The 20,659-nt window shown below is 68.8% G+C and carries 16 protein-coding genes; 3 read left to right on the top strand and 13 right to left on the bottom strand.

The window, feature by feature from the left end:
* Positions 1-2 precede the first annotated feature (2 nt).
* From AC3A5Z_RS13070 to AC3A5Z_RS13050, 5 genes are read right to left on the bottom strand one after another with little or no spacing between them, the layout of a single operon-like run.
* Positions 3-1,295, bottom strand: a complete 1,293-nt coding sequence (locus tag AC3A5Z_RS13070) for a glycosyltransferase family protein (RefSeq protein WP_487519786.1) — start codon at positions 1,293-1,295, stop codon at positions 3-5.
* Positions 1,296-1,307: 12 nt separating this feature from the next.
* Positions 1,308-2,477 carry an ABC transporter permease gene (locus tag AC3A5Z_RS13065; protein WP_487519785.1) on the bottom strand — a complete coding sequence of 390 codons (1,170 nt, stop codon included), beginning with the start codon at positions 2,475-2,477 and terminating at the stop codon, positions 1,308-1,310.
* A complete protein-coding gene (locus AC3A5Z_RS13060) occupies positions 2,474-3,472 on the bottom strand; it encodes an ABC transporter permease (protein WP_487519784.1) in 999 nt (332 codons plus the stop codon). Before AC3A5Z_RS13060 ends, AC3A5Z_RS13065 begins: the two co-directional genes overlap by 4 nt.
* Positions 3,472-5,367: an ABC transporter substrate-binding protein gene (locus tag AC3A5Z_RS13055; protein ID WP_487519783.1), complete on the bottom strand. Its 1,896-nt coding sequence runs from the start codon at positions 5,365-5,367 to the stop codon at positions 3,472-3,474. Before AC3A5Z_RS13055 ends, AC3A5Z_RS13060 begins: the two co-directional genes overlap by 1 nt.
* Positions 5,364-7,292, bottom strand: coding sequence for a dipeptide ABC transporter ATP-binding protein (locus AC3A5Z_RS13050; RefSeq protein ID WP_487519782.1), 1,929 nt, complete (start codon positions 7,290-7,292; stop codon positions 5,364-5,366). The genes AC3A5Z_RS13055 and AC3A5Z_RS13050 overlap by 4 nt, the downstream gene beginning before the upstream one ends.
* Positions 7,293-7,437: 145 nt before the next feature.
* On the opposite strand from AC3A5Z_RS13050, the gene AC3A5Z_RS13045 reads away from it, so the two are divergent.
* Positions 7,438-8,340, top strand: a complete 903-nt coding sequence (locus tag AC3A5Z_RS13045; RefSeq protein WP_487519781.1) for a glycosyltransferase family 32 protein — start codon at positions 7,438-7,440, stop codon at positions 8,338-8,340.
* Here AC3A5Z_RS13045 and AC3A5Z_RS13040 read toward each other — a convergent pair.
* Positions 8,318-8,935: a histidine phosphatase family protein gene (locus tag AC3A5Z_RS13040; protein ID WP_487519780.1), complete on the bottom strand. Its 618-nt coding sequence runs from the start codon at positions 8,933-8,935 to the stop codon at positions 8,318-8,320. The genes AC3A5Z_RS13045 and AC3A5Z_RS13040 overlap by 23 nt on opposite strands.
* 57 nt (positions 8,936-8,992) lie before the next feature.
* Between AC3A5Z_RS13040 and AC3A5Z_RS13035 the strand changes: the two genes are divergently transcribed.
* Positions 8,993-9,823 carry a glycosyltransferase family 2 protein gene (locus AC3A5Z_RS13035; protein WP_487519779.1) on the top strand — a complete coding sequence of 277 codons (831 nt, stop codon included), beginning with the start codon at positions 8,993-8,995 and terminating at the stop codon, positions 9,821-9,823.
* 134 nt (positions 9,824-9,957) lie between these two features.
* Complete coding sequence (locus AC3A5Z_RS13030) at positions 9,958-11,514, top strand: D-aminopeptidase (protein ID WP_487519778.1); 1,557 nt, start codon at positions 9,958-9,960, stop codon at positions 11,512-11,514.
* A gap of 39 nt (positions 11,515-11,553) precedes the next feature.
* Here the strand turns inward: AC3A5Z_RS13030 and AC3A5Z_RS13025 are convergent, their stop codons facing one another.
* The 7 genes from AC3A5Z_RS13025 to AC3A5Z_RS12995 all read right to left on the bottom strand — a co-directional run bounded on the left by AC3A5Z_RS13025 (position 11,554) and on the right by AC3A5Z_RS12995 (position 20,621).
* A complete protein-coding gene (locus AC3A5Z_RS13025; protein ID WP_487519777.1) occupies positions 11,554-13,065 on the bottom strand; it encodes an ABC transporter substrate-binding protein in 1,512 nt (503 codons plus the stop codon).
* Positions 13,062-14,747 carry a dipeptide ABC transporter ATP-binding protein gene (locus tag AC3A5Z_RS13020; RefSeq protein ID WP_487519776.1) on the bottom strand — a complete coding sequence of 562 codons (1,686 nt, stop codon included), beginning with the start codon at positions 14,745-14,747 and terminating at the stop codon, positions 13,062-13,064. Before AC3A5Z_RS13020 ends, AC3A5Z_RS13025 begins: the two co-directional genes overlap by 4 nt.
* Entirely contained in the window at positions 14,744-15,568 is an 825-nt protein-coding gene (locus AC3A5Z_RS13015; RefSeq protein ID WP_245941355.1) for an ABC transporter permease, read from the bottom strand. The genes AC3A5Z_RS13020 and AC3A5Z_RS13015 overlap by 4 nt, the downstream gene beginning before the upstream one ends.
* A complete protein-coding gene (locus tag AC3A5Z_RS13010) occupies positions 15,565-16,503 on the bottom strand; it encodes an ABC transporter permease (protein WP_487519775.1) in 939 nt (312 codons plus the stop codon). The genes AC3A5Z_RS13015 and AC3A5Z_RS13010 overlap by 4 nt, the downstream gene beginning before the upstream one ends.
* Before the next feature lie 374 nt (positions 16,504-16,877).
* Positions 16,878-19,112, bottom strand: coding sequence for a xanthine dehydrogenase family protein molybdopterin-binding subunit (locus AC3A5Z_RS13005; RefSeq protein WP_487519774.1), 2,235 nt, complete (start codon positions 19,110-19,112; stop codon positions 16,878-16,880).
* Complete coding sequence (locus tag AC3A5Z_RS13000; protein ID WP_487519773.1) at positions 19,105-20,130, bottom strand: FAD binding domain-containing protein; 1,026 nt, start codon at positions 20,128-20,130, stop codon at positions 19,105-19,107. Before AC3A5Z_RS13000 ends, AC3A5Z_RS13005 begins: the two co-directional genes overlap by 8 nt.
* Complete coding sequence (locus tag AC3A5Z_RS12995) at positions 20,127-20,621, bottom strand: (2Fe-2S)-binding protein (protein WP_487519772.1); 495 nt, start codon at positions 20,619-20,621, stop codon at positions 20,127-20,129. Before AC3A5Z_RS12995 ends, AC3A5Z_RS13000 begins: the two co-directional genes overlap by 4 nt.
* Between the last annotated feature and the right edge of the window lie 38 nt (positions 20,622-20,659).

Raw genomic sequence — 20,659 nt, 5'->3', positions numbered from 1 at the left:
CGTCACCCTTTCGCCAGGCTCAGCGGCGCTTCGGCCTGCTCTTTCAGCCAGCCGCCCACATCGGCGCAGATGTTGCAGAGCCCGTTCAGCCGCAGCGCCTCCGGCGCGTCCGAGGGCCGGGGCATGCTGGGAAGGCGGCGCAGCATCTCGGCAAGGCGCGGGGCATCGGCGGCCTCCTCCGGCATCATCATCTGCACCAGCCCCAGCTCCGCCCCGCGGCGGGCGCGGATCAGCTGCTCCTCGCGCGGGACCACACGGGGGATGATGAGCGCGGGTTTGTCGAAGGACAGGATCTCGCAGAAGGTGTTGTAGCCGCCCATCCCGACCACGGCACTTGCCCCGGCGATCAGATGCTCCATCCGGTTGTCGAACTCGATGATCTCGATCCCCGGCAGCTCGTGGCCCAGATGCGCGAGCTCCGCCCGCTGCTTGGCCGGAAGATAGGGCCCGAGCACGAAGAGCGCCCGCTGCAGCGGCTGGGGCGCCGCGCGGTAGGCCGCGATCACGTCGCGGATCAGTTCGGCCCCGTCGCCGCCGCCGCCCGTGGTGACCAGCAGATACGGGCCCTCGGGTCGGGGGGCATCGCTGTCGACGACCGGGGCGTGGCGCTCCAGAAAGCCCACATAATTCATCCGCGACCGCACCGCCGCGCTGACACCGAGACCGGCCAGCGGGTCGTGGAAGTTCTCGGGGCCGTAGATCCAGATGTTGTCGTAGAACTGCTCGATCTTGGCCAGCAGATCGCCGCGCCGCCATTCGGCGTCCAGCAGATGCGGCGCATCCATCACCTCGCGCAGGCCGAGCACCAGCCGGGTGCCCCGCGTCTTGAGATAGGTCAGCGTCTCCTCGATCTCGCCCTGCAGGCCCATCGGCTCCTTGTCGGCGATGAAAATGTCGGGGCGGAAGGTCTCGGCGGTGTGGCGGATGATCGAGCGGCGCATCATCAGCGTGTCGTCCAGCGCGATATGGCTGCCGAGCGAGGTGTATTCGCCGTTGCGCAGCTTGATGACGCTGGGGATCTTCACGAAATCCACCCGGGCGCGGTAGTCGAAGGCCCCCGCGATCGGCGCGCCGGAGATGATCAGCACCGTCACCCCGCGGAAATTCTCGACCAGCGCATGCGCGATGGCCCGGCAACGCCGCAGATGCCCCAGCCCGAAGGTGTCGTGGCTGTACATCAGGATGCGGACATCATGGAAGCGCGCGGTCGCGGGGCCCAGCCCGTCATCCGCCGATGCGGCATCCGTCGCTCCGCCGCCCTGTGGCCCTCCGGCGCTCTCAGGTTCAAATGCCATGCGACCGCTCCTTCAGGTATAGGGATCTGCGGCGTCTCGAAGGCCGTCACCCAGAAAATTGAACGCGAGAATAACCAGCACAACAGGTACGATCGGGAACAGCAGCCACGGGTAGAGCGTGATGATGCTGATCCCCTTCGCCTCCGTCAACAAGATGCCCCAGCTCGTCACCGGCGGTCGCAGGCCCAGCCCGAGGAAGCTGAGCGCGGTCTCGCCGAGGATCATGCCCGGCACCGCCAGCGTGGCACTGGCGATGAGATGCGACAGGAACCCCGGAATGAGGTGGCGTCCGATAATGCGCGCACTCGATGCTCCCATCAGTTCGGCAGCGAGCACATACTCCTCTTCGCGCAGCGCGAAAAGCTTGGATCGCACCGCCCGCGCCTGCCCCGTCCAATCCAGCATCCCGAGGATCAGGGTGATGCCGAGATAGACGAGGATCGGGCTCCACGATACCGGGATGATCGCCGCCAGCGCCATCCAGAGCGGAATGGACGGAATCGACTGCAGCACCTCGATCACCCGCTGCACGATCAGATCGAAGGCCCCGCCGCGATAGCCGGCGATGCCGCCGATGATGATGCCAAGCACGAAGCTGACCAGCACCCCGAAGAGGCCGATGGTCAGCGAGATCCGCGCGCCATAGATGATGCGCGACAGCACATCCCGTCCCAGCCGGTCGGTGCCCAGAAGCGAGAGCCGCCCGCCCTCGGCCGGGCAGACCAGATGCAGATCGGCCTCGACCAGCCCCCAGAAGCGGTAGCTGTCGCCGTGGCAGAAAAAGCGCAGCTTCTCCACCTCGCCCGGATTGTCGGTGTAGATCCGGCGCAGCGTGTCCATGTCGAGCGTCATGGTCTGGCCCAGCACATGCGGCCCGACGAAGGCGCCCTCGTGAAACAGCCTCACCCGCTGCGGCGGGGCATAGATGTGATCGACATCGCGGCTATGCAGGTTGTAGGGCGCCAGAAACTCGCTGATGAACAGGCTGCCGTAGATCAGCAGCAGGAAGATGCCGCAGATCAGCGCAATGCGGTGACGGCGGAACTTCATCCACATCAGCTCGAGCTGCGAGGCGTGGCGCAGCGTCGTGGCCCCGGCCTGCGGCTCGATCTCGGGATCGAACGGCGCCTGCGAGACGTAATGCGGCAGCGGTTCGCCGGGGCCGGGCAGCGGAGCGGTCATTTCCGGTTGCCTCCGCCCAGCCTGATCCGCGGATCGAGGATCGACAGCGCGATGTCGGAGACGAGCACGCCGATCACCGTCAGGAAGGCGAGATACATCAGGAATGACCCGGCCAGATACATGTCCTGGCTCTGCAACGCGCGGATCAGCATCGGGCCCGTGGTCTCCAGCGACAGGATGATCGCCGTTACCTCGGCCCCCGAGATGATCGAGGGCAGGATCGAGCCGATATCGGCGATGAAGAAGTTCAGTGCCATGCGCAGCGGGTACTTCAGCAGGAGCGGCGTCGGAGCCATGCCCTTGGCCCGTGCCGTCATCACATATTGCTTGTGCAGCTCGTCGAGCAGGTTGGCCCGCAGCCGCCGGATCATCCCCGCCGTGCCCGCCGTGCCGACGATCACCACCGGGATCCACAGATGCGAGAGGATGGAGCGGAACTTTGGCCAGCTCATCGGCGCGTTGAGGAACTCGCGGTCCATCAGATGGCCGATGGAAGTGCCGAACCAGACGTTGGCGAAATACATCATGATGATCGCCAGCATGAAGTTCGGCACCGCGATGCCGATCAGCCCCAGCAGGGTCAGCCCGTAATCGCCCCAGCTGTATTGGTGCGTTGCCGAATAGACCCCGATCGGGAAGGCGATGATCCAGGTGAAGACGATGGTCACGAAGGAGACGAAGACCGTCAGCCACAGCCGGTCGCCCACCACCTCGTTCACCGGCAGGCGGTATTCGAAGGAATAGCCGAAATCGCCGGTCAGCATCCCGCCGACCCAGTGGAAATAGCGGATCACCGCCGGCTGGTCGAAGCCGTAGCGCGCGCGCAGCTCCTCGATCTCCTGCAGGTCGGCCGTCTCTCCGAGGGCGCGTAGCTCGGCCACGTAGCTTTCGAAATAGTCGCCCGGCGGCAGCTCGATGATGGTGAAGACGAGCATCGAGATCAGCACCAGTGTCGGCACCATCACGCAGACCCGCCAGAGGATGTAGCGCAGCACTAGTCCTGCTCCCCATACCAGAAGCAGTCAGGCATGTAGACCCCGAGGAAGGAGGTCGGCACGAAGCCGTAGAGCGCAGTCTCGGGCACGTTCCTCATCCGTCGGGCGTGCAGGATCGGCTGCAGCGCGCCGTTCACCGTGCCGATGCTGAAGACCTGATCGGCATGGATCGCCAGCATCTCGTGCCAGATCGCCTCGCGCGCCTCGGTGGTCACGCTGCGCCGCCACTCGCCCAGAAGCTCCACCAGGCGCACGGCCTCGGGCAGATCGGGCGGCACGCCCTGCAGATGTCCCGACAGGTAATGAACCCCCCAGGCCGGCCATTGCACCTGATCGTCGGAGGTGGGGGCGAGCTGGGTTGGCGCCATGTCGGCGGTGGGCACGCCATTGTCGAGCCCGGTCCAGACCCCCATGGTGACGGCCCCGCCCATCACCCGGCTGCGGAAGATGTCGCGCTGCGAGGAACGTGGGAAGATGCGCAGCCCGACGGCACGGAAATGATCCCCCGCCAGCTCCAGCACATCGGTCTCCAGCGTGCTTTCCCCCGCCGTCTCGACGATCAGATGCGCCGGACGACCATCGGGCAGCAGGCGGATGCCGTCTGCGCCCCGCGTGGCGAGCCCGGCGTCGTCCAGCAGGGCATTGGCCTGCTCGGGGTCGTGCCGCGCCCAGGCCTGCGCATATTCCGGCCGGTAGAGCGGGCTTTCGGGAAGCACGGTATCGGCGCTCTCGCTGCCCAGCCCGAAGAACAGCGCCTTGTTGATCTCGGTCCGGTCCAGGGCCAGCGACAGCGCGCGGCGCACCCGCACGTCGCGGAAGAGCGTGCGCCACACCGCATCCTGACAGTTCAGGTTGGGCTGCAGCGCGACGCGCGAGCCTTGCGTGCGCTTCCACAGCGTCACCGTCACCGGATGCAGCTTCTCCGCACCCTTCAGCATCGGGTAGTCGCCGAAATCGATGCTGTTCATCTGCAGATCGCTCTCGCCGGTCGCGGTCTTCGCGCCGATGATCTCGTAGGAACTGACGTTCAGCACCATCCGGTCGAGATAGGGAAGCTGCAGCCCGTTCTCGTCGACGCGGTGGAAATAGGGATTACGCTCGAAGACGAACTGCTCCGCCGGAGGGGCGGTGCGCGGGCGCCAGGCTTCCAGCGTCGGGAGGTCGGGATTCTCGGGCCGGTTCTGCCGCGACATCTTGGTGTGCAGCGCCGACCAGTCGTCGACCCGCTGCGCCTTGATCGCGACGTCGAGCGCTTCCTTCGACTGATAGCTCGCGTGGAAGCCCTTCATGTAGGCCGCGGGCAGCATCAGGCGCAGCGGCACCGGGGCGGCGAGATTGGGCAGGAAGTCGGGGATCGGGTTTTCCCAAGTGTAGCGGACGGTGAGCTTGTCGATCACCTCGAAGACCGGCGGCCTGCCTTCCGCCAGCAGTTCGCGCTGCATCCCGCCGAGTTCCTGGTGCAGGATCACGTCTTCCCAGCAGTAGCGGAAATCCTCGGAGGTCAGCTCGCCGCCGTCGGACCAGCGGTGACCCTCGCGGATGTGGAAGGTGAAGCGGCGTTCCTCCTCGACCTCGCAGGCTTCGAGGATGTCGGGCTGCAGTTGCAGATGCGGGTCATAGCCGACCAGCCGGGCATAGCTGTTGATCGGGATCAGCCGCACGTCGCGCTGGCCGCCGATCAGCATGCGCGCCGTGCCGCCATGCCTGCCGGGCAGACGACCGCTCGCCCCGAGGTCGATCACCCGCGGGTTCTTCGGCAGGCGGCCGGCCACCTCGGGCAGGCGGCCTGACTCCACCGCCGCGCGCAGAAAGTCCGAACCCACGAAGCGCGCCGCCGAGGCGGGCGTCGCCACGGCGGCGGCCAGCAGGGTCAGCGCGGTGCGGCGGGTGATCACGATGCCAGATCCACGGGATCGGCCATGCCGCGCGCCCGCACCAGATGCCCGCCACCGATGTCGACCAGCTGCAGCGGCGCGCCGCCCGGCGTCTCGCGGAAGGCTGCGGGCCAGTCTTCGGCGGCAAGTGCGCTGGTGCGGCCCGCCGTGGCGAAATCCAGCCGGTGCCCCACATCGGGCATCGGCACCGCGGCGAGGAGCGCGCGGGTGTAGGGGTGGATGGGCTTCGTCATCATCACCTCGCAGGGCGCCAGTTCGACAATCCGGCCCCGCCACATCACCGCGACCCGGTCCGCCATGTAATTCACCACGGCGAGGTTATGCGAGATGAACAAGTAGGTCAGATGAAGCTCGCGCTGCAGATCCTTCAGAAGGTTCAGGATCTGCGCCTGCACCGAGACGTCCAGCGCCGATACCGGCTCGTCGCAGATGATCAGCTCCGGCGCCAGCGTCAGCGCCCGGGCGATGCCGATCCTCTGACGTTGCCCGCCCGAGAAGCTGTGCGGGTAGCGCGGGATCGCATCGCGGTCGAGCCCCACGGCATGCAGCAGCGTCGCCACCGTCTCGCGCTGCGAGGCCCGGTCTCCGCGCTTGTGGATCTCCAGCGGCTCGCCGAGGATGCGCCCCACCGTCATGCGCGGCGAAAGCGACGAGACCGGGTCCTGGAAGATCATCTGAATCCGGGTTCGCAGCCTCTGCAATTCCTCGCCCTCGGCGGCCAGCACATCGACGGCGCGGCCAGAGGCATCCTCGAAGATCACCGACCCCTGATCCGGTGCCACCGCCCGCATCAGGATCTTGCTCAGCGTGGTCTTGCCGCTGCCGCTCTCGCCCACGAGGCCAAGGCATTCGCCGCGCCGGATGTCGAAGCTCACGTCATCCACCGCCAGCCCGCCCTGCCCGGCGCCACCGAACCACCAGCCCTCGCTGCGGCTGACAAAGGTCTTGCTGACGTTGCGCACGGACAGGAGCACCCCGTCCGGCTTCACCGGCGTCACCGCCTTGCGCGCGGCGATCTCGCCCAGCTTGCGCACCCGGTCGAGCCCGATCTCGCGCAGGGGCTTCAACCGCTCGCGCCCTTTGGAGCCGAAGCCGGGGATCGCCTCGATCAGCCCGCGCAGATAGGGGTGCGAGGGGGCGCGGAAGATGTCGTCCACCGTCCCGGCCTCCATCACCTCGCCGCGATAGAGCACGACGACCTCGTCGGCGATATTGGCGACGACGCCAAGATCATGGGTCACGAGCAGCACCGCCATGTCCATCTGTTGCTGCAGATCGCGCAGAAGCCCGAGGATCTGCGCCTGGATCGTGACATCGAGCGCCGTGGTCGGCTCGTCGGCAATGAGCAGCGCCGGGCCGCAGATCAGCGCCATCGCGATCATCGCCCGCTGCCGCATGCCACCCGACAGCTCGAACGGATACATGTCGAAGACCTTGGCGGGGTTGGAGAAGCCCACCCGCGCCAGCATCGCCTCGCAACTCGCCCGGCGGTCGGGCGCGTCCTGCAGCGTGTGGATCTTCAGCACCTCGGTGATCTGGTTGCCGATGCTGTGCAGCGGCGAGAAGGAGGTCATCGGCTCCTGAAAGATCATCCCCATCCGGGCTCCGCGCATCGCCCGGATCTGCCGCCCGTCGGGCGGCAGGCGCAGCATGTCGACCGGGCTGCCCAGCGGGTCGTCGAACAGGACCTGCCCGCTGACCTCGGCCATATGCGGCTGCAGCCCCATCACCGTCTGGCCGAGCACGGTCTTGCCCGAGCCGGACTCGCCCACCAGCGCCGTGACCTTGCCGGGCAGGACGCGCAGCCCGGCGCCGCGCAGCGCCTCAACCTTGCCGCGCATCAGCGGAAAGGTCACCCGCAGATCCGAGATCCGCAGCAGATCGCGACTGCCTTGCCTGCGAAGAGAACTGGTGTCGCCCTGCATATCAGCCCATTGTCCACTGCCGCGTAGGGATGACCGATTTCGCTTGGACTTCAACTGCTGTAAGTGTCGGCGGCAGAGAGAATTGCAAAGAAAGCGGTGGATGTCAGCGAAGGCGAGAGTAGACGAAATTCTCCGGCAGGCAAACATGCATTGCAGCGAGGGCCGTACGACCGAGGCACGGCTGCTGCTCGATGCACTTGCGGGCGATGCCGACCGAGATCTGCTCGGTCCGCGAACCGCGCTGGGGCTGCCGCGCCGGTTGCAGGCGGGCTTCCTGCGGCTGGCCAAGGCCGAGGGCGACCTGCGGGCCAAGACCGCGCTGCAATATCATCTGGTGCCGCCGCCCGAGCTGCTCGCCCCGTTGTTCAGAACGGATGACTCCGACCGCGCGGCCTTGACCGAGGCGGCGCAGCAGCCGGTGCCGCGCCTGGTGCATCAGATTTGGATCGGCTCGGCCCCGCCAGTGACGACCCGCGCCTGGGCCGAGGCGGCGGCGCGGCAGGGCTACGTTTACCGGCTGTGGCACGAGGCCGATCTGGCGGCGCTGGGACTGGAGGACGATCCGGCCTATCGGCACATGCGCGCGAAGGGCGACCTGCCCGGTGTGGTGGATGTGGCGCGCTATCACATCCTCGCGCGCGAGGGCGGCATCTATCTCGATTGCGACTGGTATCCCGCCCGCTCCACGCTCGACGCGGCGCTTCCGCGCTGCGGGCTGACCGCGCTGGCCGAGGAGACCCCCCGCCTGACCGGCGCAGGGCCGGTGCTGCTGAACAACGCATTGATCGCCGCCCCGCCGGGCCACCCGGCGCTGCTGCATCTGATCGCAGCCCTGCCCCGCGTGCTGGACCTGCTGCCCTCGGGCCCAGCGTGGTGGGTCACTGGCCCGCTGGTCTTCACCCTCGCCTGCCGGCGCGGGCCGGTGACGCTTGCCGATGCGCGGATCGTGGCGGCTCAGGCCGACTCCGGGATGAGCGAGGCCGACGTGAAGGGGCTGGCCGCGCGCTGCGACAACCCCGGTCTGCTCATCGCCTGGAAGCCGTGGTGACGGGCAGCGGCTGGTCGGGCCTTGCATCCAGCCGGGTGATTTCGCCTCCGGGCGCGAGGCGGAAGGCTGCATCCTGCGGCGCTTCCAGCGCCAGCGCCTCGTCGCGACCGAGTCCCGCATGCAGCGCCCGCAGCACCCGGCCCGCCACGGCATGCGAGACGATCACCGTCTGCCCGCCCCGCGCAGCGTGATCGGTCAGCGCCTCGGCCAGCCGCTGCGACAGCGCCTCGAAGCTCTCGCCCCCCGGCCCGCGGAACATCCAGTGCCCCTCGCCTTTGCGGTGTCGCGGCCAGCGCGTCGCAATCTCGGCCCGGGTCAACCCGTCCCACGCCCCCATGCCGACCTCCATCAGCCGAGGGTCCTGCTCGATCTCGCAGGCAAGGCCGAGGGCGCTGCGGAACAGCGTGGCCGTCTCCATCGCCCGGCCCAGCGGGCTCGCGACGATGCGGGCCTCCGGCGGAAGCAGCGGCCGCAAAAGCCCGGCCAGCGCGACCGCCTGATCCCGCCCGATGGCAGTGAGCGGTGAGTCCTTCTGGCCCTGATACCGGCCCTCGGCGTTGAAGTCGGTCTGGCCGTGCCGCAGGAGATAGATCACCCCTCGCCCCCCGCGCAGCCCGTTCCGTCGGCGGCGCAAATGTCGTAGCCATCGGGCATGTATGTCATCACGCTCAGTTCCATCCCGCCGCGCTTCCCCGACCTTCCCCGGGTGATCGAGGCCCTTCTGGCCCAGCGGCAGCCCGCCGCCGAGGTCCGTCTCTACATCCCCCACCGCTACCGGCGTTTTCCCGACTGGGACGGGCAGCTTCCCACCCTGCCCCGCGGCGTCGCCCTGCACCGGGTGGAGGAGGATCTGGGCCCGGCCACCAAGGTGCTCTTTGCGGCGCGCGATCTGCGCGGCGAGGATCTGGACCTGCTATATTGCGACGACGACCGGCTGTACACGCCGATCTGGGCCGAGACCCTGCTTGCCGCGCGGCGCAGCCAGCCCCGGGCGGCCATAGCCGTGCAGGGCTTTCACCTGCGCCATCTGGGCCTGCCCGAGTTGACTGAGCCCGCCCCGCGCATGAAGCGCGGCCGCGGCAAGCGCGACCCGGTCTACCGGCTGCACAAGGCGTGGCAGCGCCTGCGCTACGGCGACGACGTGCCGCCCTTCCTGCGGGCCCGCCCCCGCAGCTATGCCCGCTCGGGATACATGGACATCGCCGAGGGCCTGTCGGGCGTGCTGATCCGCCCGGAGTTCCTCGACGACGCCGCCCTCGACATCCCCGAGCCGCTGCGCGCTGTCGATGACATCTGGCTCTCGGGCCAGATGGCGCGGCTCGGCATCCCGGTCTGGCTCACCGCCACCCGCCGCCGCCTCTTCGTCGATCTGCCGAGCCAGACCGAGGAATCGGCGCTGCACCGCGTGGCAGGCAGCGACGGCCGCGACGCCCTGAACCGCCGCTGCGTCGCCTATCTGCAGGAGCGCTACGGGATCTGGTGAGGGGGCCACCTCCTCGCAAATATCGGCAGCGGCGGCGCAAAATTTCGGCCGTAGTGCCCGCAGGCGGCAGCAGGCGTTGCACTTGCGCCGGGGCTCGACCAATCTGCCGGGGAGCGACAGCCTGGAGATGAAAGATGACGACATTCGATCCCGAAGCCCTCGACCGCGCGCTGGACCGGCTTGCACAGAGCTATCCCGGGCCGGGAGGCGTTGCGGGCGTCGTGAAGGACGGGCAGGTGATTGCACGGCGGGCCTGGGGCTATGCCGATCTGGCAGCGCGGCGGCCGATGCAGGTGGGGACGCGCCTGCCGATCTGCTCGATCTCCAAGCAGTTTACCTGCGGGGTGCTGCTGGCGACGGTGGGCGATCCGGCGAAGCTCGACGCCGGCGTCGCGGCCTTCCTGCCGCAGTTCACCGGGCCGCTGCCGACGGTGCGCCAGCTTTGCGACAACCAGTCGGGCCTGCGCGACTACTGGGCGCTGACCGTGCTGCAGGGGGCCGAGGCGAGCCAGACCTTCCGACGCGAGGATGCGCTGCCGCTGATCGCGCGGATGAAGACGGGGCATTTCCCGCCCGGTTCGGCCTATTCCTACTGCAACTGCAACTTCCGCATCGTGTCGGAGCTGATCGAGGCCGAGACCGGGCGCGCCCTGCCGGACCTCTACGCCGAGCACATCTTCGGCCCTGCCGGAATGACCGGCGCCGAGCTGACCTCCGAGACAAGGCATCCCGCCGATGACGTGGTGGGCTACGAGGGCAATGACGCGACCGGGTTCTTTGCCGCCGACAACGGCATCTTCTGGATCGGCGATGCCGGGATTTCCGCCTCGCTCGACGACATGCTGGCCTATGAGGCCTGGATCGACACCACGCGCGACGACGAGGCCAGCCTCTACCGTCGCCTGTCGGCGCCGCCGAGCTATGCCGATGGCACGCCTGCGAGCTACGGCTTCGGCCTGTCGCACGAGACGGTCGCCGGGGTGCGGGTCACCGGCCATGGCGGCGCGCTGCGCGGCTTCCGGGCGCAGCGGTTCCATGCGGCGGAGGAGCGGCTGTCGGTGGTGGTGATCTTCAACCACGAGGCCAGCGCCCATGCCGCCGCCGCCTCGCTGCTGCAGGCGGTGCTGGGGCATGGGGCTGCGACGGGCCAGCGGCCCGAGGGCTGGGCGGGCCAGTGGCTCGACCCCGTAAGCGGGCTCCTGTTGCGGGTGACCGAGGATGCCGAGGGGCTTACCCTGCGCTTCGCCACCGGGCCGGACCGGCTGATCCTCGGCGAGGATGGCGTGGCGCGGGGGCCGGGCGTCGCCCTGCGCCGCGATGGCGAGGATCTGGTGATGGAGCGCGGGTCGGACAATCTGCTGGTCCGCGCCCGGCCCCTGCCTGTGCTGGAGGTCGCAGACGGCAGCGATCTGGTGGGCCGCTACCACTCGGAGGAGCTGGAGGCCGATCTCGTGATCGAGGCGCGCGATGGTGGCGTCTATGCGGGCTTCGCGGGCATGCTCGGCGCGGGGCCGATGGAGCGGGTGCAGCCCGTGGGGCCCGATGTCTGGGTGGTGACGACGCGGCGCTCGATGGATGCGCCTGCCCCCGGCGACTGGACGCTGCAGCTGCGTCGCGATGCGGCGGGCGCGGTCGCGGGCCTGACGCTCGGCTGCTGGCTGGCGCGCGGCATCGACTACAGCCGCGTCTGAGAGAAGGGGGCCGCCCAAGCGAGGGCGGCCCCTGCCCGGTCAGTTCTTCACGGTATCCTCGAGGAAGAACCGCCCCAGCGGGTTCTGGGTGAAGCCGTCGATATTGGCGCGGCTCACGTTGATGAAGGGGCTGTAGTAGAGGTCGATCCAGTGGGTGTCGGCCTTCGACAGCTCCTGTATTTTCGTGTACATCGCCTCGCGCTTGGCCGTGTCCATCTCCAGCCGGGCGTCGGCCACCAGCTGCTTCACCTCGTCGTTCTGGTAGCGCGTCATGTAGTTCATGTTCACGTCATGGCCGAGCACGAAGGTGGTCTTCTGGTCCGGGTCGAGGATGTCGTTGGTCCAGTACATCACCGAGAGGTCGTATTCGCCGTTCAGCAGCATGTCCCAGGTCATGCTCGGGTCCATCTTCTGCAGGTTCACGGTGACGCCCGCCCCGGCCAGCTGCTGCTGCAACAGCACGGCGATCTGCTCGTCGACCTCGTTGCCCGCGTTCACGACGTAATCCAGCGTCATGCCTTCGGCTCCGGCTTCGGCCAGCAGGGCCTTCGCCTTCTCGGGGTCGTAGGGGCGCAGCAGGTTGGCGTCGTTGTGATAGAGCGCCCCGGCGGGAATGTAGGAATTCGCCACCTGCGCCTGACCGAAGGTCACGGTGTCGATGATCGCCTGCTTGTCGATGGCGTAATCCAGCGCCTCGCGAACCTTGGGATCGTTCAGCGGCTCGTGCTCGTGGTTCAAGAGCAGATGGTCCTCCCGCGTCGAGGGATCGGCGGAGACCTTGAGGTTGGGGTCCTTCTTCAACTCCTCAACCCGCGAGAAGGGCACGAAGATCGCGGCATCCAGCTCGCCCGCCTGCACGCTCAGCATGCGGCTGTTGTCGTCGGGCACCGAGATCCACTCCACCCCGTCGAGGCTGACCCGGTCGGCTTCCCAGAATTCGGGGTTCTTCTTCAGGATCACCCGGTCGCCGCGGCGCCATTCCTCGACGGTGAAGGCGCCCGAGGCGATGGGCTTCTCGGCATAGGCCTCCTCGCCCATCGACTCCATCCCGGCCTTGGAGACCACCGAGACGGCGGGCATGGCCATGGTCGACAGGAAGGGGGCGGAGGCGGTCTTCAGCGTGACCACGAGGGTCTTGGCGTCGGTCGCCTCGGCGGTGTCGATGACGCTGTAGCTGTCAGACCAGAGCGACAGCTCGTTGTCGCGGATGCGCAGCAGGGTGAAGGCGGCATCCTCGGCGGTGATCGGCGTGCCGTCGGAGAAGTTCGCGTCGCGCAGGTGGAAGGTGTAGGTCAGCCCGTCTTCCGAGATCTCCCAGCTTTCGGCAAGGCCCGGCTCCAGCTTGGTGCCGGTCTTGTCGACGCGCACCAGCACGTCATAGACGTTGGAGAACACCCAGAAATCGACGTTCTGCGCCGTGGCGATCGGATCGAAGGTAGTGCCATCCTCGCGCCGACCGATGGTCAGCACGCCCGCGGCCTCGGCGATGCTGCCGAGACCGAGGCTCACGGTCAGCGCGATCAGGCCGACGCGGGCCCATTTGCGTGTCATGTCGTCAATCCTTCCTGTTGGAGTCCGGTTTCTGAAATTGCCCCGGCCTCGCCACCGCCGAGAGGCCGGTCGGGGTCGATGCTGGGGATGGCCGCGATCAGCGCCGCGGTATAGGGATGCGCGGGGCGCGCGAAGATCTCGGCCGAGGCGCCATCCTCGACGATGCGGCCGTGCTGCATGACGACCACCCGCTCGCAGAGCGTGCGCACGATCGCGAGGTCATGGGCGATGAAGATCAGCGTCAGCCCGTGATCCTGCACCAGCCGCCGGAACAGCGCGACGATCTGCGCCTGAATGGTCACGTCGAGCGCGGCCACGCATTCATCGGCCACGATCAGCGTCGGATCGACCGCCAGAGCCCGGGCGATCCCGGCGCGCTGGCACTGCCCGCCACTCATGCTGCGTGGACGGCGGGCGGCAAAATCGCGCTCCAGCCCCACCATGTCCAGAAGCTCACCGATCCGCGCCGGAATCCGCTCGGCCGGCACCTTGCCCTGCACCCGTAGAACCTCGGCCAGCGTCTCGCCGATGGTCATGCGGGAGTTCAGCGCGTTGAACGGGTCCTGGAACACCATCGCCGCCTCGCGCCGCAGCCGCGCCAGCGTCCGGGCGCGCTCCAGCGTCAGGACCGTGCCGTCGAAGGCGATATGTCCCGCCGTCACCGGCTGCAGCCCCAGCAGGGCGCGGGCCAGCGTGCTTTTCCCCGAGCCGCTCTCGCCGACGATGCCCACGGTCTCGCCCCGCCCGACCCGCAGGCTGACGCCCGCCAGCGCCTTCGTGCTGCGCTTGCGCCCGAAGAGCCCGCCTCCCGCCGGGAAGCTGACCTCCAGATCGTCGATCTCGACCAGCGGCGCCTCGTGCGGGCGCAGGGGCTCCCTCACCGCATCCTCCTGCGGCAGCGAGGGGTGCGAGGCGATCAGCGCCTGCGCATAGGGATGCTGCGGATGGGCCAGCAGCGCGCGCTTCTCGCCCTGCTCCACCACAGAGCCGTTGCGCATCACCGCGATCCGGTCGCAGACCTGCGCCACCACGCCGAGGTCATGGGTGATGAGGATGATCGACAGCCCGCGCGTCCGCCGCAGGTCTGCGAGCAACCGCAGGTTCTGCGCCTGGATGGTCACGTCGAGCGCGGTGGTCGGCTCGTCCGCAATCAGGATCTCCGGGTCGCAAGCCAGCGCGATGGCGATCATCGCCCGCTGCCGCATGCCGCCGGAAAACTCATGCGCATACATCCGCGCCTGCCGCGGCGGATCGGTGAAGCCGACCTGCCGCAGCAGGTCGACCGCCTCGGCCTGCGCCGCCGCCCTGCCCAGCCCGCGATGCCGCCGCAGCCCTTCGGCGATCTGGTCGCCGATCCGCATCACCGGGTCGAGATGGCTCGTCGGGTTCTGGAAAATCATCCCGATCCGCCGCCCGCGGATGCCGAGCATCGCCGCATCCGGCAGGCCGCTGATCGTCTCGCCGTCCAGCTCCACCCGGCCCCGGGTGATCGCCAGCTTGCGCGACGGCAGCAGCCCCATCACCGCCCGGCAAAGGAGGCTCTTGCCCGACCCGCTCTCGCCGACCAGCCCGAGGATCTCGCCCCGCTGCAGGTCCAGCGAGACGCGGTCGATCAGCAACCGGCTTTCGTCGCCGTCGCGGAACCGGACCTCCAGATCTTCGATGCGCAGCACGGCGCTCATTCCCGCACCCCCAGGAGATCGCCCAGAGCGTCGCCGACGAGGCTGAAGCCGAAGGCAAGAAGCACGATCGCCAGCCCGGGAAAGACGGTAATCCACCAGGCGGTCGTGACGAAAGCCTGCCCCTCGGCCACCATCACCCCCCATTCGGCGACAGGCGGCTGCACCCCCAGCCCGATATAGCTGATCGCCGCGCCGCCCAGCAGCACCAGCACGGCGTCTGACATGACGAAGACCAGCGACCCGGCCAGCGCATTGGGCAGGAGGTGGCGGAACATGATCCGCATCCGGGAAAAGCCGAGGCTCTCTGCCGCCACCGCGAAATCCTGCGTCTTCAGGACAAGGATCTGCGCCCGGATCAGCCGCGCATAGGAGACCCAGCCGACCAGAGCCATCGCGATGAAAAAGCTCTTCAGTCCCGGCCCGAGAATGGCGATGATCGACAGCATCAGCACGAGGAAGGGGAAGGCGAGGATCACGTCGATGATCCGCATCAGCACCGCGTCGACCCAGCCGCCGAAGAACCCGGCGAGCGTGCCGATGGCGGTGCCGATCAGGAAGGGAAACACCACGCCCAGCACCGCAATCTGCAGGTCGATCCGCGCGCCCCAGATCACCCGCGACAGCACGTCCCGCCCGAAATTGTCGGTGCCGAACAGATGCGCGAGGCTCGGGGGCTGCAGGCGCATCGTGCCGTCCTGAAAGATCGGATCGAAGGGCGCGATCAGCGGCGCGGCCAGCGCGACCAGCAGCGCCCCTGCCAGCAGCGCCAGCCCGAAGCCGAGCATCGGCCGCCGGCCGATCTGCATCGCCAGCGCGCTCACAGCTTCACCCGCGGGTCGAGCGCGACGGTGACGATATCGGCGAGGAAGTTCACCAGCACCGTCGCCACGGCAAAGGTCATCGCCACCCCCTGCACCACCATGTAGTCGCGTGAAAAAATCCCCCGCACTAGCAGCTGCCCCATGCCGGGCAGGGCGAAGACGCTCTCCACGACCACGGTGCCGCCGATCAGCCAGCCGATGTTCACCGCCAGCAGGTTCACCGTCGGCACCAGCGCGTTCGGCACCACGTGGCGCCAGAAGACCACGCCCTCCGGCATGCCCCGCGCCCGCGCCGCCGTCGCCACATCCGAGGCGAGCCCGGCGATCATCCCGGCCCGCAGGCTGCGGGTCAGCACCGCCGAGAGCGACAGCGCGACGGTCAGACCGGGCAGCACCAGATGGGACAGTTTCTCGGGCAGGGTCTCGCCATAGCCCGAGACCGGCAGCCAGTCGAGCGTGATGCTGAACACCAGGATCAGCACCAGACCCAGCCAGAACGGCGGCAGGCCGATGCCGACGGTCGAGACGATCCGGATCGCCTGATCCGCCGCCCGCCCCTGCCGCCGCGCGGAGATGGCGGCGAAGGGCACGGCGATCAGCAGCGACAGCAGGACGCTGGTGAGGACGAGCGCCAGCGTCGGCTCGATGCGCGAGGCGATCAGCGGCAGCACGTCGATCTTGAAGACGGTCGACCGCCCCATCTCGCCAGCGGAAAGGTTTTTCAGGAAGTAGAAGTACTGGGTCCAGATCGGCTCGTCCAAGCCGTATTGCGCCCGGATCCGCGCCAGCGCCGAAGGTGTCGCCCGCGCCCCGAGCAGGATGCGCGCCGGATCCCCCGGGATCAGCCGCACCAGCACGAAGGTGATGATCGATATTCCGAACAGGACCGGCAGGAACTGCAAGGGGCGCAACAGGACGAAGCGGTAGCGATGCATGGGCCGGGCAGTCTCCTTCAGCAGAGGGACCGGACGCAGCTCAGGGCGCCGGGCTCCCATGACAGAAAAGGGTCACGCGATGGGCGTCTTGTCTAGCCGAATGCAGAAGGTGAGGTGCTTTTCCGGGCGATCGGGGCGGTGGTGCGCAGGAAAAGGGCGCTGCGCACCACCGCCACATCCCGCACCGGCCCCACTCGACGGCCGAGCGGCACGGGAAGACTGCGGGGAAACGTCTGACATAGCCGCGCTCCAGCTCTCGGCGCAACCGGGGGCAGACTGCTGCCTCCGGTGTCAAAGGACCGAGGCGAGACCACAGGACGGCTCGACGCATCACGACCCGCTGAATTGCGGCGGCACCCCCTGCCGCCGCCCCGTCAGATCAGGCTCTCCGGATGAATCGGGAAGCGGTGCGGGCGCTTGCCGGTGGCATGCCAGACGGCGTTGCCGATGGCACCGACGGTGCCGGTGACGCCGATCTCGCCCACGCCCTTGATGCCGAGCGCGTTCACGAAGGGGTCGTCCTCGTGCACTGTCAGCGCCTCGATCATCGGCACGTCGGCATTGACCGGGATGTGATAGCCCGCGAGGTCGTTGTTGGTGAACCGACCCGTTCTCGCATCGTGCAGCGCCTCTTCCTGCAGGGCGAAGCCGATGCCCCAGATCATGCCGCCCAGAAGCTGGCTGCGGGCCAGCCGCGGGTTGATGATCCGTCCGGCGGCGAAGGCGCCGATCAGGCGGCTGACGCGGATCTGCCCGAGGTCGGGATCGACGAGCACCTCGGCGAAGACCGCACCATGCGAGAACATCGCGCGGGAGGGCTCGCCCGTCCGGGCGCCCGCCCCTTCGCCGCGCACCATGTCGAGACCGGCGCGGGCGAGAATGTCCTCATAGGCTTCCAAGCGGTCGTCGTCGTTGCGGTGGAGCCGGCCCGCGCGTGCCGTGACGCCCGCGTTGCCCGCCCCGAAGAGCGGTGAGGCCGGATCGTTGGTGGCAAGATCGGCCAGCTGGCGCACCGCGTCGGCGCCCGCATTGAAGAGCGCGGTCCCCGCGGTCGCAGTATGGCCCGAGCCGCCCGCCACACCGGCGTCGGGCAGATCCGAGTGGCCCGAGCGGAACTCGACGCGGTCGATGTCGAGGCCGAGCCCGTCCGCCGCGATCTGCGCCAACGCCGTCCAGGCCCCCTGCCCCATGTCGGCGGCCGAGGTCTCGACCACCGCGCGGCCATCTGCATGCAACGTGGCATGGGCCGCGGCGGTGAACATCGGACAGGGAAACTGCGAGCTACCCATGCCCCAGCCCTTGAGCAGCCGCCCCTGCCGCATCTGCCGCGGCTCGGTCGGGCGGCCCGCCCAGCCAAAACGCTCCGCCGCCTCGGCATAGCACTCGCGCAGCGCCTTGGAGGAAAAGGCCATGCCGTTTGACGGGCCGGTCTCGGCATAGTTCCTCAGTCGGAATTCCAGCGGGTCGAGCCCTGCGGCCTCCGCGGCGGCATCCATCGCGATCTCCAGCGCCGCCGACCCCGGCGCCTCTCCCGGGCCCCGCATCGGGCCCGGCGTGCCGATATCGGCGCGCAGGCCACGGTGCGAGGTCTGCAGCGCCGGCGCGGCATAGATGCTGTGCGAGGCGTTCGAGGCGGATTCAAGGAACTGGTCGAAGGTGGAGGTCAGCGTCAGCGTGTCATGCTGCAGGGCGGCGATCCGCCCGCCCTCGCCCAGATCGAGCCGCAGCGTCTGCCGGGTCGGGGCGCGGTGGCCGACGGGGCCGTACATCTGGTCGCGGCGCAGGACCAGCTTGACCGGGCGACCGATGTCGCGGGCGGCGAGAACGGCCAGCAGCTGCGCGCCATAGAGGATCGCCTTGGAGCCGAAGCCGCCGCCGAGGAAGGGGCTGCGGATCAGCACCTGCGAGGGGTCGATACCGAGGAAGGCGGCGAAAGTCTGCTTGGCAAGGCCGATTGCCTGATTGGGCGTGTCGATCTCGACCCGGTCGCCGTCCCAGCGCGCGACGATGGCATGCGGCTCCATCGCGTTGTGATATTGCGCCGCCGTCTCCACCGTCGCCGTCACCTGCTGCACCGCACCGGCGCGGGCGGCCTCCATGTCGCCCGAGCTGTGGGCGGCGGGGCGACCGAAGGCGGTGGTCTCGGTGTCGAAGGGCTCGGCGTCGTCCAGCGTCACCCGCGGCGTCTCGGCCTCGTAGCGCGGGGCGAGCAGGCGCGCGCCTTCGGTTGCGGCCTCCAACGTTTCGGCAAGCACCAGCGCGATCGGCTGACCGGCATAGCGCACCCGGTCGTTCTGCAGCGCCTCCATCCGCCAGACGAAAGGGTGGATCTTCTCGTCGGGGCTGACGGCCAGCGCCGGCACATTGGCGGGGGTGTAGACCTTCACCACCCCCGGATGCGCCTCGGCGGCGGCCACATCGAGATGGGTAACCCGGCCCCGGGCGATGGCAGCGGTCGCCGTCACCGCATGCAGCAGCCCCTCGGGCCGGTTGTCCGCGGCATAGGTGGCCGCGCCGGTCACCTTCAGCAGACCGTCGCGCCGCGTCAGCCCCTGCCCGGCATTCGAGCCGAGCCGCACATGGCCCTGCGTCTCCATCATGTCAGCCATTGGTCTCTCCTGCGAAGACGGAACCGGGAAGCGCGGGCAGCCGGTCGGGCGTGCCCGCAGCAGCGAGCTCGAGCGCGCGGATGGCGATCCGGGTCGCGAGCCGGATCTTGGCGGCGTTGTCGCCGGAGGGGCGCGCGCCCTCCAGGGCAAGTTCGGCGGCGCGGGCGAAGCTCTCGGCTGTCGCAGCTTGTCCGACCAATGCCTGTTCCGCCGCAGGACAGCGCCAGGGCCGCGCCGCGACGCCGCCAAGGGCGAGCCGGGCAGCGATGATCCGCCCCTCCCGCAGCTCCAGCGCGGCGGCAGCAGAGACGATCGCGAAGGCGAAGGAGGTGCGCTCGCGCAGCTTCACATAGCGGGCGTGGCGCGCCATGCCGCCCGGATCGGGCAGCCGGACATGGGTGATGATCTCGCCCGCGGCCAGCGGCGCGGGCCCTGCGCCCGTTGCATCGGGCAGCGGGTGGAACTGCTCCATCGGCACCTCGCGGCGGCCCGCCGGCCCCTCGATCTCGATCACCGCATCATGGAGAGCCAGCGCCACGCACATGTCGGAGGGATGGGTCGCGATGCAGCCCTCGGTCCAGCCGAGCACCGCATGGTTGCGGGTCTCGCCGCCGAGCGCGCCGCAGCCGCTGCCCGGCTCGCGCCGGTTGCAGGGCGAGTCCACGTCCTGAAAATAGCTGCAGCGCGTCGCCTGCATCACGTTGCCGCCCGCCGTCGCAGCATTGCGCAACTGGGCGGAAGCTCCCGAAAGCAGCGCCTCGGCCAGCGCGGGAAAGCGCTCGAGCACTGCCGGATGCCGTGCGATCTCGGCGTTGCGCACCATGGCGCCGATACGCAGGCCGCCGTCCAGCTGCTCGATCTCGTCCAGCGGCAGGCGGCTGATGTCGACCAGACGCGACGGGGTGGCGACGCCGATCTTCATCAGGTCCAGAAGGTTGGTGCCCCCGGCCAGAAAGCGGCCCTCGGCCGCCACGGCCTCGGCAAGGGAGGCGGCACGGGTATAGGCGAAGGGCTTCATGCCGGTGTCCTTTCTGCCGTTGCCATGGCGCGCGTGGCCTCCAGCACCGCCTCGGTGATGCCCGCATAGGCGGCGCAGCGGCAGAGGTTGCCGCTCATCCCCTCGCGGATGCGCTCGGGGTCCGTCCCCGCCTCGCCCTCGGCGATCAGGGCTACGGCCGACATGATCTGCCCTGGCGTGCAGAAGCCGCATTGGAAACCGTCCTGCGCGATGAAGGCGGCCTGGACAGGATGCAGCTCCTCGCCCTGGGCCAGCCCCTCGATCGTGGTGATTTCCGCCCCGTCATGCGACAGCGCGAGCGCGAGGCAGGCGTTCATTCGCCGCCCGTCGATCAGCACGGTGCAGGCACCGCACTGGCCCCGGTCGCAGCCCTTCTTTGTTCCGGTCAGCCCCAGGCGCTCGCGCAGGAGGCCGAGCAGCGTGGCTCGCGGGTCGTCCAGCGCGATCTGTTGCGCGATACCGTTGATGGTGAGGTGCAAGGTCTGTGTCATCTTTCCCTCGTTGGCAATAAGCTTGCAGGGAGGCCGAC

The sequence above is a fragment of the Cereibacter sp. Soil_C_27 genome (assembly GCF_057657095.1).
The sequence above is the reverse complement of the archived record's forward strand: the minus strand, read 5'-3'. Positions and strand labels throughout refer to the sequence as shown.